10 protein-coding genes and 1 pseudogene are annotated in these 17,880 nt (G+C 41.0%); 2 read left to right on the top strand and 9 right to left on the bottom strand.

The genetic code is table 11. The annotated features are described in order from the left end of the window. The first annotated feature begins 1,186 nt into the window (after positions 1 to 1,186). Entirely contained in the window at positions 1,187 to 2,329 is a 1,143-nt protein-coding gene (locus tag ACN6MY_RS03175; protein WP_419882712.1) for a PP2C family protein-serine/threonine phosphatase, read from the top strand. 48 nt (positions 2,330 to 2,377) lie between these two features. On the opposite strand, the pseudogene ACN6MY_RS03170 reads toward ACN6MY_RS03175, so the two are convergent. From ACN6MY_RS03170 to ACN6MY_RS03150, 5 genes and pseudogenes are all read right to left on the bottom strand, one after another. Then, positions 2,378 to 3,210 (bottom strand): annotated as a pseudogene (locus ACN6MY_RS03170) (CheR family methyltransferase). A 28-nt stretch (positions 3,211 to 3,238) separates the two neighbouring features. Continuing rightward, positions 3,239 to 6,043 carry a response regulator gene (locus tag ACN6MY_RS03165; protein WP_419882711.1) on the bottom strand — a complete coding sequence of 935 codons (2,805 nt, stop codon included), beginning with the start codon at positions 6,041 to 6,043 and terminating at the stop codon, positions 3,239 to 3,241. A gap of 206 nt (positions 6,044 to 6,249) precedes the next feature. Further along, the gene (gene mprF, locus ACN6MY_RS03160; RefSeq protein ID WP_419882710.1) at positions 6,250 to 8,778 is read right to left on the bottom strand and encodes a bifunctional lysylphosphatidylglycerol flippase/synthetase MprF; all 2,529 of its coding nucleotides are present in this window, start codon (positions 8,776 to 8,778) and stop codon (positions 6,250 to 6,252) included. Positions 8,779 to 9,103: 325 nt separating this feature from the next. After that, the gene (locus ACN6MY_RS03155; protein WP_419882709.1) at positions 9,104 to 10,399 is read right to left on the bottom strand and encodes a hemolysin family protein; all 1,296 of its coding nucleotides are present in this window, start codon (positions 10,397 to 10,399) and stop codon (positions 9,104 to 9,106) included. Between the two features lie 630 nt (positions 10,400 to 11,029). Further along, complete coding sequence (locus tag ACN6MY_RS03150; protein ID WP_419884058.1) at positions 11,030 to 12,529, bottom strand: UDP-N-acetylmuramoyl-L-alanyl-D-glutamate--2,6-diaminopimelate ligase; 1,500 nt, start codon at positions 12,527 to 12,529, stop codon at positions 11,030 to 11,032. Between the two features lie 195 nt (positions 12,530 to 12,724). Between ACN6MY_RS03150 and ACN6MY_RS03145 the strand changes: the two genes are divergently transcribed. Then, positions 12,725 to 13,156, top strand: a complete 432-nt coding sequence (locus ACN6MY_RS03145; protein ID WP_419882708.1) for a DUF4395 domain-containing protein — start codon at positions 12,725 to 12,727, stop codon at positions 13,154 to 13,156. A gap of 78 nt (positions 13,157 to 13,234) precedes the next feature. Here ACN6MY_RS03145 and ACN6MY_RS03140 read toward each other — a convergent pair whose 3' ends face one another. From ACN6MY_RS03140 to ACN6MY_RS03125, 4 genes are all read right to left on the bottom strand, one after another. Continuing rightward, positions 13,235 to 14,977, bottom strand: a complete 1,743-nt coding sequence (locus ACN6MY_RS03140; protein WP_419882707.1) for an FTR1 family iron permease — start codon at positions 14,975 to 14,977, stop codon at positions 13,235 to 13,237. Positions 14,978 to 15,009: 32 nt separating this feature from the next. Further along, positions 15,010 to 16,311, bottom strand: a complete 1,302-nt coding sequence (gene efeB, locus ACN6MY_RS03135; RefSeq protein ID WP_419882706.1) for an iron uptake transporter deferrochelatase/peroxidase subunit — start codon at positions 16,309 to 16,311, stop codon at positions 15,010 to 15,012. Next, positions 16,312 to 17,166 carry an iron uptake system protein EfeO gene (gene efeO, locus ACN6MY_RS03130; RefSeq protein ID WP_419882705.1) on the bottom strand — a complete coding sequence of 285 codons (855 nt, stop codon included), beginning with the start codon at positions 17,164 to 17,166 and terminating at the stop codon, positions 16,312 to 16,314. Between the two features lie 149 nt (positions 17,167 to 17,315). Beyond that, complete coding sequence (locus tag ACN6MY_RS03125) at positions 17,316 to 17,804, bottom strand: MarR family transcriptional regulator (protein WP_419882704.1); 489 nt, start codon at positions 17,802 to 17,804, stop codon at positions 17,316 to 17,318. Between the last annotated feature and the right edge of the window lie 76 nt (positions 17,805 to 17,880).

The following is a 17,880-nucleotide window of genomic DNA, read 5'->3' as shown; positions in this document are numbered from 1 at the left end:
TTCCGCACGCATCTTATGCACCAATCAAACCCATTAACAATGGGATTGCTTCACAGAACTCATTAGAAACAACAATCTTTAAGAAAAGAGCCAAATAGTAAGAGCAGGGTAATTTTCATATAAATTTACCCTGCTTTTTTTTACATCTATTTGCTAACTTCATGATGTGGAATTGAGGAATCAAATTTAAAGCACTAACCAATAGCAATAATTGATATGATGAAACTGGTTTAAAATAACCATCCCACCTATCCCCTAACGAAACTCCCATTTTGTGTACGAAATAAAATGAAATGATCGCAGATCCTATATTGCCTATAATAAAAGTAGTTGTGATGCTAAAAATTCTGCAGAAAAAGGCAAGAATCGAAGTCACTATAATCATGATTAAATAGCCAAGCATAGACCAATTAGCAAAGTCTTGGTACATTGCGAAATAGACAAATGGAAAACAATAAAAACTGATTATCAGAATGCTATTTATTAACTTTCTCATGTTTTCACCTCTTTTTTAATCACAATTCATCCGTAGTGTAATTTTACACTATTATGTGTAAATCGTGTAAAAATCATTTCAATAAAATGAGATAATAAAAGCAAAAACCCTACTTCATTTTTTATAAAATAGATTATTTTAAGGCTATTTTCGTAAACTTTGTTGCTATAAAACAAGGTGGTTGATTTCCGCTCCAGGATGCTCACTTTCCGCGGGGCAGGCGGTGAGCCTCCTCGGCTGCGCCTGCGGGGTCTCACCTGTTCTGCTAATCCCGCAGGAGTCTCGCACCTTACGCTCCAATCAACCAGACTTGACAATGGGAACGCCTCACATAACAAATTAAAAAAACAACAATCTTTAAGGAAAGAGCCTTTTCTAAAGAGCTTTATCCCTATTGCATAAGATACAAAATTTATAACGGTACACGATCCATCGACTCAAGATTGTATTAGTGCGATTTAAAAGAAGACTGAAAAAAATATGCAGCTTTTTAATTTTCTATTAAATAAGATGTTTAAGGTCAAAAATATCGGGGTATTATCTATTAGGGGTTTTTTGTTTTTTTGCAGATTCCTTACAATATAAAATATAATCAGCAAAATTTAGCTTGAAAAAAATCCAGCAAAACAATCATCTGATTATAAATAAATAGATACAGAATATATAGGTAACCTAAAGGAGATATTGAGAATGTCGATCTTAATCGTAGATGATAACAAGGTTAACCTTTTCGTTATTGAAAAAATATTAAAACGGGCTGGATATAATGACTTTGTTTCTCTGACTTCAGCAAGGGAAATGTTTAATTACTTAGATGCTGATACCCCTTCACCTAAGGAAACATCCGTTGATATCATTCTGCTGGATATTATGATGCCTGAAATAGATGGGATTGAAGCATGCCGGCGCCTTCAGGAAATCCCTCATTTGAAGGATATTCCAGTCATATTCGTGACTGCTCTTGAAGACTCGAATAAAGTGGCGGAAGCGCTTGATGTCGGGGGAATTGATTATATAATGAAGCCGATTAATAAGGTAGACCTCTTAGCGAGGATACGGGTGGGACTCCGGCTTAAATATGAAAAAGACTGGCACCGGAAGCAGGATGAGAAGATCCGCAACGAGCTGGACCTTTCCATGCAGGTGCAAAGCAGCTTGCTGAGCGAGCCGGTAGAAACTGAAAAACTGCTGATCAAAGCCTCCTATTTGCCTGCAAATAAATTAGCAGGAGATATGTATTATTGGCATCGCATTGATGAACACCGCTCTGCAATTATCATGCTTGATATGATGGGGCATGGAATATCAGCTTCGCTTGTCTGTATGTATATCTCTTCTGTTCTAAGAGACGCACTGAGAACCTATACAGATCCCGTTCGCGTCATTACCGAACTGAACCGCTGGATGAATCTTTTAAATAAACCGGAAAGTCCTGTTCATTATTATTTCACCGCCATCTCCATGATCATTGATACAGAAAATAAAACTGTAGAATATGTGAATGCAGGGCACCCGCCAGGATACGCACTTCTAGACGGAGATAAGGTATTTGCTCTTTCAACAGGGTGCTGCCCGGTCGGATTTTTCCCGGAAATGGATGTGAAAAAAAACACTATCTCTTTTGAGGACCGGATTCAAATCCTTTTATTCACAGATGGCGTAATGGAGGCCTTAGAGAAAGATGATGTAAATGGATTGGATAAAATACGAAGTGCCGTCTCGAAAGGGTGGCTGGACTGCCGCACATCATCCCCTATTGATTTTCTTTTGCCAAGTGAACTACAGCGCGATCAGCCAGATGACATGTGCGTTGTGTTCATACAGGCTCAATAAAGCATTAATACATAAAAAAGCAGGAAAGCCGCTGGGCTTCCCTGCTTTTTATTTTTTCTGGTAAATTTTCTCATTCAGATCCAAATCATCAAATTCCTCAGAGAAACTCAGTGTGCGTATTGTTTCCTTGTTGCCCATCGCCATGAACCCTTCCCGGCATAGGCTATGATAAAACAAATCGCTAACCTTGCCTTGAAGGTCACTATTAAAGTAAATCATAACATTCCTGCACATAATCACATGAAATTCATTAAAGGATCCATCCGTTACTAAATTATGCTGAAAGAACACAATGTTCCGAAGCAGGGAGGGATCTAAATAGGCGTACTGATAGTCAGCAGAGTAATATTCGGAAAATGCCTTTTCCCGCCTGCCTGAAGATAATTCTTCGTATATGACTGCATTCGGTTAAGAGGGAGAATTCCCTTTCGAGCCTGCTCTAAAACATTTTCATTCATATCAGTCGCATATATCTTGGCCTTTTCATATAGTCCTTCTTCTTTTAGCAATATAGCCATGGAGAATGCTTCTTCACCAGTAGAACATCCGGCATGCCAGATCCGAATTTCCGGAAGTTTCCTAAGAAGCGGAATGACTTTTGTCCGGAAAGCAAGAAAAAATCCTGGGTCCCTGAACATCTCGGTCACATTGATAGAGAAATCGTTCAGAAGATTTTCAACAAATCCTTTTTCGTATAGCACCTTTTCAATCATATTGCTGATTGTCCGGATGCGATCCAGGCTCAGTCTGTTTTCAATTCTTCTTTTTATTGATGAGCGCATATACTGGCTGAAATCAAAACCAGTTACGCGGTAAATGGCCTGGAGCAGCAAATCAATTTCAAAGTCTTCCCGTTCTTCGGCAGTTATCGTATCTTTCATAGTATTTCCTTCCTTGCTTTCCTGGCAATTAATTAGTTAGCCATACCCTCATCACTGAAAGCAGCTGATCCAATTTAAGCGGCTTGCTGATATAATCTGAAGCACCAGCCTGAAGACATTTTTCTTTGTCGCCCTTCATTGCTTTCGCTGTTAATGCAATAATTGGCAGATTATCATACATGCTGTTCAAGCGAATTCTGCGCATGGTTTCATATCCGTCCATTTCAGGCATCATAATATCCATTAATATAGCATCAATACTATGTCCGTTTTGCAGCACTTCCAAACATTCCAGTCCATTTTCTGCCGCTATGACCTGCATACCTTCCTGTTTTAAGGCATTGGAAAGGGCAAAAATATTGCGATTATCATCATCGACAATTAAAACGGTTTTATTTTTGAATAGCTGATCACCTTCAGGTTCATCTGGAATATCTCCAGAAGAAAGCTCCACAATTTCCTCCTTTTCAACAGAAGGAGCTAATTCCTGGGCTTCCGCAGCCGCAACCTGGCTGGAGGCTATAGAGATATCCTCAGCTCCCTTCATGCCTTCAGGAAGGCTCGGAATGAACAGAGTAAATTTGCTTCCTTTGCCCTCTTCACTTTCAACGACAATCCAGCCGCCAAGCAGCTTGGCAAACTCGCGGCAAATCGAAAGTCCGAGGCCCGTGCCGCCGTATTTCCGCATTGTTGCTCCATCACCCTGCTGGAACGCTTCAAATATAATCTTTTGCTTTTCAGGAGAAATGCCGATTCCTGTGTCAGTCACATTAATTTCAAGCCATGAGCTAGCGCCTTGTGTATTGATCCACTGTGCAACAAGCTCTTCTTCCGCCCGCTTGATTGTGACTTCCACTGTCCCTTTCTCAGTAAACTTAAAGGCATTAGACAGCAGGTTTTTAAGTATCTGCTGAAATCTCTGCTGGTCAGTAAAGAAGATGTCGGGAACATTTTTGTCTTTTGTAACCTTAAAGGAAATTCTCTTTTTATGTGCTACATGATCAAAATTCCGTTTAAGCAATTCCGGAAGTTCACTTACATTCATTTCATCAAAGACAACATCCAATTTGCCGACTTCCACTTTCGATAAATCAAGGATGTCGTTGATTAATGAAAGCAGATCTTGTCCAGAAGAATGAATGACCCGCGCGAATTCCTGCTGCTCGCTTGTCAGGCTGCTGTCACCCTGGTCTGAAAGCATTTCTGACAGGATCAATATGCTGTTAAGCGGTGTCCGCAATTCATGTGACATATTCGCAAGGAATTCAGATTTATATTTCGAGCTTTGTTTTAATTCTTCGGCCTGGGCTTCCAGATTTATTTTAACCCGCTGAAGTTCTTTGGATTTCTGTTCTGTATCCCTGTTTCTTTCTTCGAGCTGTTCATTGATCATTCTTAACTCTTCAGACTGTGTTTGCAGTTCTTCTGACTGAGCCTGCATTTCTTCAGATTGGGACTGCAGTTCCTCTGATTGCACCTGCAGCTCCTCTGTCTGAGCCTGTGATTCCTTAAGAAGCCGTTCAATTTCCATTCTTCCTCTTACACTGTTAATGGTAATTCCGAGAGTCTCCAGCACTCTTCTAAGGAAGCTTTCCTGAAATTCCGTAAAAGGAGTAAGGCTGGCAAGCTCGACCATCGCTACAACTTCATCTTCAAAAATAACAGGTGCGATAAAAATGCTTTTAGGAAGCGTTTCACCGAGGCCAGTCTTGATGAGATTATAATCATTCGGAACGTTATTGATAATCTGTGAACGCTTCTCAAGGGCACATTGGCCAACAAGGCCTTCACCCAGCGTAAAGTTTGTCCGACCGGCATCTTTTCCTTCCTCTGCAAAAGATGCAAGTTTGACGAATTTGGCGTTTTCTCCTTCTCCTCTTTTCAGATAAATCACACCAAGGGAGGCTTCCACCATAGGCGCCAGCCTTGTAATGAAACGCTGGCCCAGCACTTCGAGATCTACAATACGCTGATACATTGTCGCAATATCAGCAAGTCTTGTCTGAATCCAGTTTTGCTCGCTGATTTTGGCGGTGAATTCTTTTTCTTTTTCGTTATAAGCTTCCAGTGAACCTGCCATTTCATTAAAGGAATAAGCAATATCGCCGATTTCATCATTGGATCGAAATTGAATCCTTGGTATGTCGCTTAGGTCATTGTAGTCAATATTTTTGATTACTTTTGTAATGGACTGAAGATTTCTTGAAGTACTTCTGATCATCCATATCACTGTAATGGCAATCACCACAATGCTGATTAAAACAGCAATAATGATAAACTGGATGATTTGATTATACGTTTGCTTGGAGCTTTTAAGCGCATCATACATCAATGATTCCTGGTACTTTTTAAAGGAGTTCATCGTTTCAATGACTTTGGTCCGTTTGTCCCTTTGGTCACTCATCAGCGCCTGCAGGTTAGCAGGCCCTTTTCCTGATTCGATCTTCTGGATAATATCAGCTTCTGTTATTGAATAGGAACCATAGTTGGTTTCAAGCTCCTTCAGCAGTTTTTTCCCGTTTGCAGTATTGGCAACACTTGATAGAGTGGCAATTTCATTCTCAATCCTGGAATGATTATCATGGATAATATCAAGGCTGTCTGTCCTTTCGCTCTTGTTCGCTTCATTTACAGCAAAAAGGATCTCTCTGTCCGAACTGGAGAATAACTGGCGGATTTCCGAAATATTTGAAACCTTGTAATATCTGTCCTCAACGATTTCAGTTAAATTGCTCTTTATGCTATTCAGCATTATGACGATGCCAGTCAGCAAAACGACCAAAAAAAGCAAGATTAAACCGAAACCCAACAGCTGTTTCTTTTTATAGCTCATTCTCTCTCCCGCCTTCTGCTTTAATATATTGGATATAAAAACGCATAATACGCCTTCTAGATAAATAAATGTTAGCCATGCGCCTATCATTATACCATTTTTGTTCAAATAAAAGGGGAATTCCAGCCTGTTATTTTTGTTATTTCCGCCAGTTAAAGAAAAGGCCCCGCACTGCATAAACTGCTGTGCGGAGCCTTTTGGCATACTTATATCTTTTTCGTTCCCTGCCCTTTGGATATTAAAAAAGTAACCTCAAGCATGGTCGCTGTAATGGATGTTTTTTTTCTGTAAGCAAGATACTTTGGATTCCAAACATCCACGAATTTATCCTTGATGGAATTCAAGTCCTTATATTGATAAAAGCGATGCCCGTAGCTGAAGATCTGGGAAGCGATTTTTTCGCGCAGCAGGGAGAAACGCGAACTTCCTGAACTAGGCAGCGGCGCAAGCCCAAGAGAGAAATATTTATAATGATTCTTTCTGGACCAGTCAATCATGTTAAGGAACATATAATCCAGAAGCCCTTTCGGCGGATTGCTGCGCCAGCGCACTAAGTCTGCAGAGATATTTTCATTATCAAATGCAGGAACAAGGGTGGAAAAGCCGGCAATTTTCCCCTTGCCGTCTTTTACGATGGCAACTGGCGAATTCCTCAGGTATTCTTCATCCACATAAAAAGGCGCGATCTCTTTCTCATCTCTTTCGGACAGCCATTCATCGCAAATAGCCTTTAATTCTTTAACCGTTCCTTCCCCGATCGGCTGATTAAGGATATCAAAATCAAAATCCTGTTCATCTAATGAGCCCCAGGCCTTTTGTATCGGTGCCGGTACAGCCTTTGAATCAAAATTCTTCAAATCTACAAGCCCTTCTTCACCAAGCTTAAAAAAGTCATATCCCTCATCATGCAAAAATGTCAGCAGGCTGTTTTTAACTTGATAGAAGACAGGAGTATATCCAAAGCGGTCCGCCTCAGCAAGGAATTTTGCCACTGCCTTAAACACGCTGCTATCCTTCCCGATTGGATCGCCTATGACAATGAGCTTATCACTGTAGTTTTTATAGTAAAACAATACTTTATGATGATTATCCCAATATGTATGCCGATCATTCAGCAAGCTCCAGTGCAATAGCTCGCAGCCTTCATATTGAGTTAAAAATTGTTTGATTTCAGCTTGTGAACTTTCAGAAATTGCAAACGGGAATTTATGGCGCCTGTACAGAAAGAACGTTATATAAATAAATATTAGCGCGATTGAAAAGCCCAGAAATGCACTCATCAACAGATCATCCGAGGTTCCAATTACGTATTTTTGATAAGCCGAAGGGATCTTTATTTTGGTATCAGGAAGATTTACGTAGCCTACAAACAAATAGCCTCCAAAGAAGACAAGAAGAATCAGGCCATCCATCACCGTTCTTCCCCACGTCATAACAAAGTTCTCTTTATAAAACTGCTTTTTAGCAGCAAAAAGCAAAACGGCCACAATGAGGAAAAAGATGGCGTCTTCATAATCAAGAGCTTTCGAAAATGCAGCAATCGATCCCAGAATAAGCATAAAAAGGGTAATGTACCAGGCACGGGTTACCTTGTATCCAATGGCCCGCGTCATTCCCAGCAGAGCAAAGCCAATGCTTACAGAAATGATATGCGATAAATTGATTACCCAATCAGGCAAAATTCCGCTGATGAATTTAATCCTTTCAATCAGCCCTGGTACTGCGCCAGATAAAAGAAGCAAGGTCCCGGATATAAAAATCAGGATATTCAGCCCTTTATGGCTTATATAGCTCAATATTTGTCCAGGAAGGTGATTGAATTCCAGATTGAGTTTTGCCCAAAGCACTCTTGTATAAAGCAGAAAACCGAATATAACCGGAACGATGTAATAGCTTAAACGATAAATGATCAATATCAGCAGTGCATGCTCTTCATGCAGCCCCAAAGAAGAAAATCCAAGAATGAAAACAAAGTCAAAGGACCCTAAACCTCCAGGAATCAAGCTGATGATGCCAGCTATCGAAGCCCCGACAAAAATAGAAAACAGAGTAAAAAAAGGCACATGCGTTCCAAGCAAGCGAGTAATATAGTAGACAAGCAAAAAAGCGGAAAACCATTCTAGTGAAGAAATGCCTGTCAAGATAACGGCTGATTTAGGCGTCAAATGTTTCCCGAAAAGGTTTTTCTTCCGCAGTGAAATGCCCAGCATGACAGGAAAAAACAGCGACATGCCCAAGATGCCAATATATAAAGAATGTTTTTCTTTTATAAAGGCATTATCAAATACACCAGTGATAATTAACATACTGTAAATGGATAGACCGGAAAGGAAAAACAATCCGAAAGTGCCGACAAGCGGAACGATTTCCCTTTTTGAATATTCCTTAGAATAAAAGATGGTCCGAAGCGTCGTCCCTGCAATACCTCCAAATCCCACTAAATTAGAAGTGGTATTCGTTAAGTAGGAAAAGATAAACACTTCTGAACGCTTCCTTTTCACTTTAAGGGCACGCGATATGACAAAGTCATACAGCACCATTGGAGTAACTGCAATCATCCCGAGACCCAGAATAATCAAGTACTGAATGAAGCTCAAATCATTAATGTGCCTTGAGAGAAGCCCAAAATTAATATTGGACTTAATATGCAAAGCCTCGTATATCATAAAAAGCATGATCACTGTGATAAAAACAGACTTAAGGAGCAAGGGGTTTTTTGCCAATAGTTTTTTCATTGTATGTTTTATCTCCATTTATTCCCTTATGATTATCTTTATTATTACACAATTACCCTATGAAAAGACATGTTATTTTATGTCGCGCCAAGAAAAAAGGCCAGAAGGATACAAAGGTGTATACTTCTGGCCAAGTCTGTCCATGCCTGCCATTTTTCATGCGGGCAGAGATTACCGCTGAAGAGGAAATTCCAAAAGCATGCATTTCCTCGCCGGCAGATACTGTAGCCATAAGCTGTTGTCACAGGTTCACGCGACAGACATTCAGCACGGGACGGCCATTATTCCACTGTTTTTCCAGCAGCTATGTCTGTCGCAGACTGGTTTACACCTTTTTCGCCTCGATGTATAAGATGTGATGTCCATCCATTTCCTTGACCGTGAACGCATAGCCTTCATATTCAATTGTGTCGCCCGTTACTATTTCGTATCTTCCGGTCAGCATCCAGCCGCCAAGCGTATCGATATCCTGCTGAGGCAATTCTACACCGAGCAAGTCATTCACATCGCCAATAAGCACTTTGGCATCAAGAATATAATGTGTATCATCCAATTTTTGAACAAGCGGCCTTTCATCCTGGTCAAATTCATCTCTGATTTCCCCGACAATTTCTTCAAGTATATCCTCAACCGTTACAAGCCCGGCGGTTCCTCCGTATTCATCCGTCAAAACGGCCATATGTGTCCGCTCTTTCTGCATCTTTAAAAGCAAATCATGTATCGGGGTGGTTTCAAGCACGCGGATAACCGGACTAATGAAGGTTTCCAGGGAAAGTGATGTTCTGTTTTCCTCTGTAATGGCAGCCGTGTATAGGCTTTTGATATTTATCATTCCGATAATGTTATCTTTGTCCCCGTCAGTTACAGGATAACGTGTAAATTGTTCTTCATGTACTATTTCTACCACATCTGAAAGGTTTGCTGTTTTTTCAATAGTCACCATTTCTGTTCGGGGCACCATAATTTCATTTGATATTCTTTCATCAAAGTCAAAAATATTATTCACATAACCATATTCAGATTGATTAATTTCTCCGCTTTCATAGCTTTCGGATAAAATAATTCTCAATTCTTCTTCAGAATGGGCCTGTTCCTGTCCGGAGGCAGGATTTAGCCCTAACAATCCTGCAATGCCGCGCGCCGAACTATTCAACACCCAAATAAACGGAAAAAGAATGCGATTAAACCATATTAGGGGCTTAGAGAACATAAGGGTAATTTCTTCTGCTTTTTGAATGGCAGCTGTTTTGGGTGCCAGTTCTCCAATAACTACATGCAAAAAGGTAATAATGGCAAAGGCGGCAGCCAATGACATGATATTTTCAATAGAAGGATCGAGATTCAACATGCCAAATAAAGGGCTAAGCAAGATTTCCATCGTACTTTCCCCAAGCCACCCAAGCCCTAATGCCGTTACTGTTATGCCAAACTGGCAGGCAGAGAGGTATTCATCGAGGTTATCCGTTACCTTTTTAGCTGTTATGGCACGCTTATTGCCTTCTTCAATTAATTGATTAATGCGCGAGCTTCTAATCTTAACAATGGCAAATTCAGATGATACAAAAAAAGCCGTCATCGCGATTAATATTGCGACCAGAAATAATTTTAGCGTTATATCCAATGTGTCAGGAAAACCAAAGCCATTTCACTATACACTTACTATAAATTGGCAATGATCAAATCCCAGGCACCTCCTGCCGTAATGGTCCATATTTCTTCTTTATGCTGTGAAGAAGACAGGATACCTCAGAAAACCGGTTACCTGATATCTTGTCCACTCCGCTGATAATAAAGCTTCTATACGAATGAATCGTACTATTTTATCGCTCCCTATATGTACGGATGAATCAGCACTTCGTTTCAAAATTTATTTTTATTATAAAGGGAAATCTAATCAATCACTAATTTATTGGCTTTTTAGGCTTTAATGCCTCCAAACTTAAATGAATGTTGATGCTTTCATGTAGGTTGATGAACATTAAAAAACCGATTCATCAGTATTAGCATAAATCGGCTTGCAAGTTTATCTTGTCCAGTTTTTTATGGATTATTGCTTTTTTTGAACAGGATGTCCTGTTAAAATTTTATGATTGCATTGGCATAGGATGGAGTGCTTGAGTTTTTTAATAGGAAATCCGCAATTTTCGCATATTTTTACAGCAGCCATTCTGGCATCCTCCTCTTCTTGCTATAGTTCTTTAATATATATTATATAACATTTTAATTAATAATCAATATCAGTTTATAATTATTATAAATCACTCCTGCTTTTCGCATCCCTTATACATTTTCGTATCTCTTCTCTATCATCAAAATGCTGATGTTCTCCCTGCACGATTTGATAGGTTTCATGTCCTTTGCCTGCAACAAATACAATATCTCCTGGTCTCGCCTGTTCAATTGCCTTACCAATGGCAGTTCGGCGGTCCACTTCCTTACAATAGGAAGCATGTTTCCCTGTAAATCCTGCAGCAATTTCATTTATGATATCATCAGGATTTTCATCCCTTGGATTATCTGAAGTGATAATAACATAATCGCTGTATTTTTGCGCAATTGCTCCCATAACTGGTCTTTTGCCAGCATCTCTATTTCCTCCGCAGCCAAAAACCGTTATGATTCTTCCTTGTGCAAATTCATTCAGTGCCGCAAGCGCATTTTCCAGTGCATCTGGAGTATGGGCATAATCTGCAATGGCCAGGAAATTTTGTCCCTCATCAATGATCTCCATTCTCCCTGCAGCATTCATACATTCCCTTACACTTTCCGCAATCGTATCCAGCGAGATTTTTTCAGCAAGAGCAGCGGCGGCTGCAGCGAGAATATTGTATATATTGAATCTTCCAATCATCCTGGTTTTGATATGCTGATGTCCAGCAGAAGTAAGCAATGTAAATTCTGTGCCAGCTGCAGTCATGTTTATGTCTTTTGCCATAACGTCCGATGACGTTTCAATTCCATAAGATATGACTTCAGATGCAGTTACCCTTTTAAAATAGGGAGCTGAAGGATCATCATGGTTAATAACGCTGTACTGCTTTTCTGCTTCGGATGAAAAAGTGCCATTTCCAAGCCGGCTGAATAAAAGGCCCTTGGTTTCCCGGTAGGCATCCATTGTGCCATGGTAATCAAGATGGTCAATTGAGAGGTTTGTAAAAATTGCTGTTCTAAAATGAGTCCCTATCACTCTGCCCATATCAAGCCCCTGTGAAGTGACTTCCATCACACAGTACTCTGCTTGTGAATTCCTCATTTTCCGGAGATTTTCCTGTAGAACGGGAGGCTCCTGAGTATTGATGTCTGTTTCAAAAATCTCTTCGCCAATTCTTACACCGATATTTCCCATTGTTCCCGTTTCGTGCCCGGCTTTTTTCAGTATTGATTCTAAAATATGCGAAGTAGTTGTCTTTCCATTCGTACCAGTGACTCCAATCACTTTCATTCCCTTGCTTGGATACCCGTAAAAAGCTGCCGATAATATTGCCATTGCAGCGCGGACATCTTTAACAAATATTTTAGGTACACTAACATTAACATCTTTTTCGAGCAGCAGTGCCGCAGCACCCGCATCAACTGCAGCCTGGGCAAATTGGCTCCTGTCCTCTAAAAACCCCTTTATTCCCGGAACACACATAAACAAATCGCCAGGTTTCACTTTTCTAGAATCCATTTTAAGTCCGGTAATCTCTGTTTGTTCATCTCCTGAAATATCCGCGTAAAAAAGATGAGAAACAAGCTCTTTAATTTTCATGCACACACTTCTTTCTCCTGATAATTATTGAAAAATATGACCAATTTTTCAAACAGCCTGGCTGCTCCCTTACTATTCTCCCCGCAGCCATTATATTCCTTCCTGGCTTTATGAGAGCTTTATCCTTCACAAAAGAAGGAATTATTTATAAAATGTTAAAAACAGATAAAATTCATAAGAAAGGTGGGGATTAACTTGCAAAATACAGTGCGGACCATTCCCCGTCCCCTTGTCAGGACAAATCAGTGGTTCATTGTGTTAAGCGTAATATCTTCTTGGATTTCAGGACAGGAGTGGATACTGGCCATCCCTTTACTTGCTGGTCTGCTGGGTCTGGTTTTCAATTATAATCCTGTTATGAGACTTGCAAAACTGTTTCTAAGGAAATCTCCTTCTTCATATATACCGGAGGAACATAGCCAGCAGCAATTTAATCAGGTCATCGCTGTCGTATGCCTTGCCCTTGGTCTAGCAAGCTTCCTTATAGGGTGGACGATAGCGGAATATGTTTTCACCATTATGGTTGCACTAGCCGCCTTTGTTGCCATCCTCGGCTTTTGCATCGGATGTTTTATCCGCTTTCAGTGGCAGCAATATCGATACCGCAAATCTAAATCTGGAACGTGAGATACTAAAAAAGTTCCCCTCTTCAGGGGAACTTTTTTCATTTTCCAGCTTTAGGGGCTGGCTGGGGTGCTTCCCCTTTTATAAAGCTGTTTGATTTCTTTTTTTAATCCAATAGCCTGCTAGTATAATAATCAGGATTAGCACTCCCTGTGGCACTAGAGTTTCTGCAGTAGGATAAAGTCCAATCCATTCAATGAATGGGAAAGAATGAATCGTATGTGTAGAAATAAGCTGTGAAACCTGGAGAGAATGAATGCTGATTCCAAGTACTTTAAAGGACAATACATAAATCAGTAATGTTGCAGCAATGAAGAATAAGCGAATTGGCACTTTCACACTGTAATGGATGATGATAAATCCAATTACCCCCAGAATGGCAATCGCAATTACAATTCCAATTACAAGCTGCTTTAAACTCATATATGGCGCCATTCCTGTATAAAAAATGATGGTTTCAGCACCTTCTCTAAAAATGGAGAGAAAGCTGATAAAAGCGAAAGAGAACAGGCTTCCTGTAGCAATGGCCTCTCCCATCTGCTTATTAATATACCGGTTCCAGCCGTTTACATTAGATTTGCTGTGAAGCCACGCGCCGACAGTCAGCATCATGATGACAGCCGCAATTCCGACCAGGCCTTCAATATATTCCCTGCTTGAAGCGGCCGTGATTCTGGAAAATAGTATGTTTATAATGACAGCTAGCACGGAGCTGGCAGCAAGTCCTGCTGCGACACCTGCCCATATCCATTTTTGCTTGTCTCCCTGATTTACCTTCTTCAGGAAGGATAACAGCGTTGCCACGATCAGGAGAGCTTCTAATCCTTCTCTGAGGAGAATCAGGGCAGCATCCCACATGGAATAGCTGGTATCTTTCAGTAAAGGTGCCAGTCTGTCATGCAGATCTTCAATAATGGATTTTGCCACTTTTGTTTGAGGTTTTTTTGATTGAAGCAGCGAGATGCTTGAAGGGACCTTCGTTTCCATATCACTATAAAGTTTGCTGTCTCTTGTCGAAACATCACCTTCAACCATCGGCCATATGTTCAGGATTTGATTAAGACTGCTTATTGCCTGTTTATTCTTTCCGTCTTCTATGTAGTCTTTACTTTGGGCTAACAGCCCGGAAACATCAGATAATGAATAATTCCCTTTTATAGACTTTTTGATGTTGCCAGTCAGCAAGCCATTGATTGATTCTTTCAATTCTGCTATATTCTCTTTTGCCTTTGCAGGATCTGGAGGCTCCTGGGTAATGGCAATCCTGACGAAGGCCATATATTTCTCAATTTCTCCATACGAAGCAACGCTTATCTTGCGCACGTCATTTTCTGCATCGGCCCATGCAGACATAAGATTTTGGTATTCTGATTTTGCAGCATCGAAGTCTTTGTTTTCCACCTTGGACTTCAATCTGTCAGCTATAGGAAGCATGGCTTTCACACGTGCTTTTCCCTCACTGCTGTCATCAGGCTTCTGCTCCTTATCATAGGCAGCAAGAGAACCTGAAAGAGCAGAAAGGAGGGTATTGATTTCTGCAGGTTTTTTCCCTTCCTTTACGGCTCTTTCTACAGCAAGAAGATGTTTATCCACCTGTTTTGCCTTTTTACCCTCTTTTTTGCTTGAATTCCATTCTTTGCTGAACTTGCTCATATTTACGGAAACGGTTTTTAAATCCCCCGCTTTTGCTTTCATTAAGCTGTCGCCTATATACATAAACAGTCCGTCTGTACTTTCCTCGGCATGTCCTGAAGGTGCAGCGCCAAACAACATGCACAAACAAAAAATGAATATCGCTATCGATCTTCGTTTTGGGGAAATCATTGAGTTTCTCTCCTTCAAGAAAGAGGACACCATTATGAAAATAGTGTCTCTCCTATATATCCGCCCTGTTTGATTCCCGGCAGGCAGGCAAAAATAGCACTGCCGCGGTGAACGGTATACTCATTTAATTTATCGTTTTTAGCAAGTCGTTCCTGAATGGGGATAAATTGCTTGCTTGGGCTTTTCTGAAAACAAATGAACAATAGGCCAGCGTCAAAGCTGCCTGTTTTAGGATCCATGCCATCAGCATATGAATAGGCTCTACGCAGTATTTGCTGCTTTCCTTCTCCATGGGCAGAACGCATATGGGAAGCAGCAGGTATGACGGTCTGTCCGTTTTCATCCTTTTTTTCAAAATCTGCTTTATCAAATTCGCGCTGTGAACCCAGCGGCGCCCCGCTGTCCCGATGTCGGCCAAATGTTTTTTCCTGTTCCTTCAGCGTCGTCCTGTCCCAGACTTCAATAAACATTTGAATGCGCCTGACGACCATATAGCTGCCGTTAACCATCCAATCTTTATCGCTGCCGGGGGTTACAAAAACTTCGCTATTCATATCTCTGGCTTTTTTGACGTCCGGATTGACGGTGCCGTCTTTAAATCCGAATAAATTTCTTGGTGTTTCATTTCCATGATCCGCCTGCTTGGAGCGCTGGAATCCCGTTTGTGCCCAGCGGATAACAGCTTTACCTCTTGCAATTCTCACAAGATTACGAACAGCATGAAAAGCCACCTGAAGATCATCGGCGCATGCCTGGATGCAGATGTCGCCGCCTGACCATTTATCCTCAAGGGCATCAAGTGAAAACGCAGGGAGATCTTTTAGTTCCTTAGCCTGTTTATGTTTTAAACCGTATCGATCTTTACCATCTTTCACAAAAAGTGCAGGCCCCACCCCGAAAGTAATCGTTAAGTTTGATGGCGATAAACCAGCCGCGTCACCTGTATCCTTTGGCGGGAGAAATCCGTTCGGGGACTGGTCTCCTACCGGTTTGCCTTTTGTCAGCCTCGCAGCAGCCTCTGTCCAGTCCTTGAATAATTGAATCAGTTCCAGCCTGTTTGAAGCTGTTGCATCAAGTGAAACAAAATACAGGTGATTTTGTGTTTCTGTAGCAATTCCTGACTGATGCTTTCCATAAAAGGACACGATGTCCGTACCCTTATCTGCCTGGTGGTCCGCCTCAGCATTCGCCAAAGAAAGAATGCCGCCGAGCCCGGATGCACCTATCAGCACGCCGACACCGCCTGCGCCTGCCGTTTTCAGCATATCTCTTCTTGTGAATTTTTTGTTTAATAAGGAAGGTTCTTGTGATGTTTGTTCTGGATTCTTTGCCAATCAGGATTCCCCCGTTACAATTCCTATTTGAGACAGCGGCTCTGCCAGCGCATCAATTGCCTGGCTTAGCTGCTTAACCTCATCTTCCTTTAGTTCTGTATAAAGCTTGTAGCCGTTTCCTTGTTTATGCTGATTCAGCAGAGAATAAACTGCTTGGAAGTGCTTTGCAATATTTTCGGATACAGCTGGATCTTTCTTCTCCAATACAGGTTTTAACAGCAGATAAATCTTTTCTGCTCCCTGGACATTCGCTGCGAAATCATAAAGATCGGTATGGGAATACTGGTCTTCTTCCCCAGTTACCTTGGAGGTGGATACTTCATTCAATAAGTCCACCGCCCCTGTAATCAACAGTTCAGGAGTTACCTCAACGGCCTCTACCTTCGCCCGCAGCAGTGTCACATCCTTCATCAATTGATCAGCATATATTTCGCTGCCTTTGGTCGTTTTGTCAACCCACAAACCTTTTTCAATACGGTGATAGCCAGTCCAGGTCTTTTCTGGAACGTCTCCTTCTCTGGCATCTATTTTTGGATCAAGGTCTCCGAATGCTTCAGCAATCGGCTCTGACCTTTCATAATACATTCTTGCAGGTCCGTATAATTCCTGCGCTTTTTTCAGATTCCCAGACTTAACAGCATTTGTAAAGTTTTCTGTAGCTTTTACAAATTCCTCAATTTGTCCTAGTGCATATTCTCTGTATTCGGATGAAACGCCTTTAAGTTCCTTTTCTGAAACAGACTCAGCAGGCTTTGCTGATTCCTTATCAGGTGATTTGGTTTCTTTGGTCCCAGCACAGCCAGCCAGAAGACTGATAGATACCAAGACTGCGGCGGTCTTTTTTAAATGTTTCATATGTATGGTTTCTCCTCTTTTTACAATGGAATGATATTACCTACATTCTAACAGATATTGATAATCATTTTCAATTAAAAATAGAAAAGAATTGTGAAGTTTATTGTTAAAGATGAACAGCCCCGAAACATGGATGCCCTCTAAGTATCTTACTGTCTCCGGCAGTGTCCGCCCTTTGTTAATTTAAGGTTTTCTTCATGCATGATTTGCGAAAGGTGCCCGATGAAATCATTAAGCAATGAAAGTTCTTCTTCATTATAGCGGGTACAGTATTCCTTTGTGGCACGCGAAAGCGAGGTATAGTGCTGCCTGATATCTTTTTGGCGCTCTTTTGCCGGAACGATGATGACTCTTCTAAGGTCTTCCGGGTCTTTCTCTCTTTTTACATAGCCTGCCGTTTCCAGGCGGTTAATAAGCGCAGTCACGGAGCCTGAGCTTAATCCTGTAATTTTGGCCAGCTCTCCGGCAGTGATGGGTCCAGTTTCATTTAATATATCGGCAGTTTTTAAATCCGTATGTACAACACCCAATTTGTAAGCCACGTTCTGCTGAAAAAGTACAGTTCTAGTGCTGAATTTACGCAGGCTTTGCGACAAACTCTCTGTCAGTTCTTCTTTACTGTAAAATTCCCTTGACATACATAAGCCCCCCTCACTACACTTAAAATTATCTTGATAATCAAGATAATCCCATTTTATTATATTTATTTTACCG

It is taken from the genome of Peribacillus sp. B-H-3 (genome assembly GCF_048572925.1).
GTDB lineage: Bacteria > Bacillota > Bacilli > Bacillales > DSM-1321 > Peribacillus.
The sequence above is the reverse complement of the archived record's forward strand: the minus strand, read 5'-3'. Positions and strand labels throughout refer to the sequence as shown.

What these genes read in the sequence shown, in the direction of transcription:
- efeO (WP_419882705.1), bottom strand. Translation starts at nt 17,166, where the DNA reads ATGAAACATTTAAAAAAGACCGCCGCAGTCTTGGTATCTATCAGTCTT.
- ACN6MY_RS03125 (WP_419882704.1), bottom strand. Translation starts at nt 17,804, where the DNA reads ATGTCAAGGGAATTTTACAGTAAAGAAGAACTGACAGAGAGTTTGTCG.
- ACN6MY_RS03165 (WP_419882711.1), bottom strand. Translation starts at nt 6,043, where the DNA reads ATGAGCTATAAAAAGAAACAGCTGTTGGGTTTCGGTTTAATCTTGCTT.
- ACN6MY_RS03150 (WP_419884058.1), bottom strand. Translation starts at nt 12,529, where the DNA reads ATGAAAATTAAAGAGCTTGTTTCTCATCTTTTTTACGCGGATATTTCA.
- mprF (WP_419882710.1), bottom strand. Translation starts at nt 8,778, where the DNA reads ATGAAAAAACTATTGGCAAAAAACCCCTTGCTCCTTAAGTCTGTTTTT.
- ACN6MY_RS03175 (WP_419882712.1), top strand. Translation starts at nt 1,187, where the DNA reads ATGTCGATCTTAATCGTAGATGATAACAAGGTTAACCTTTTCGTTATT.
- ACN6MY_RS03140 (WP_419882707.1), bottom strand. Translation starts at nt 14,977, where the DNA reads ATGATTTCCCCAAAACGAAGATCGATAGCGATATTCATTTTTTGTTTG.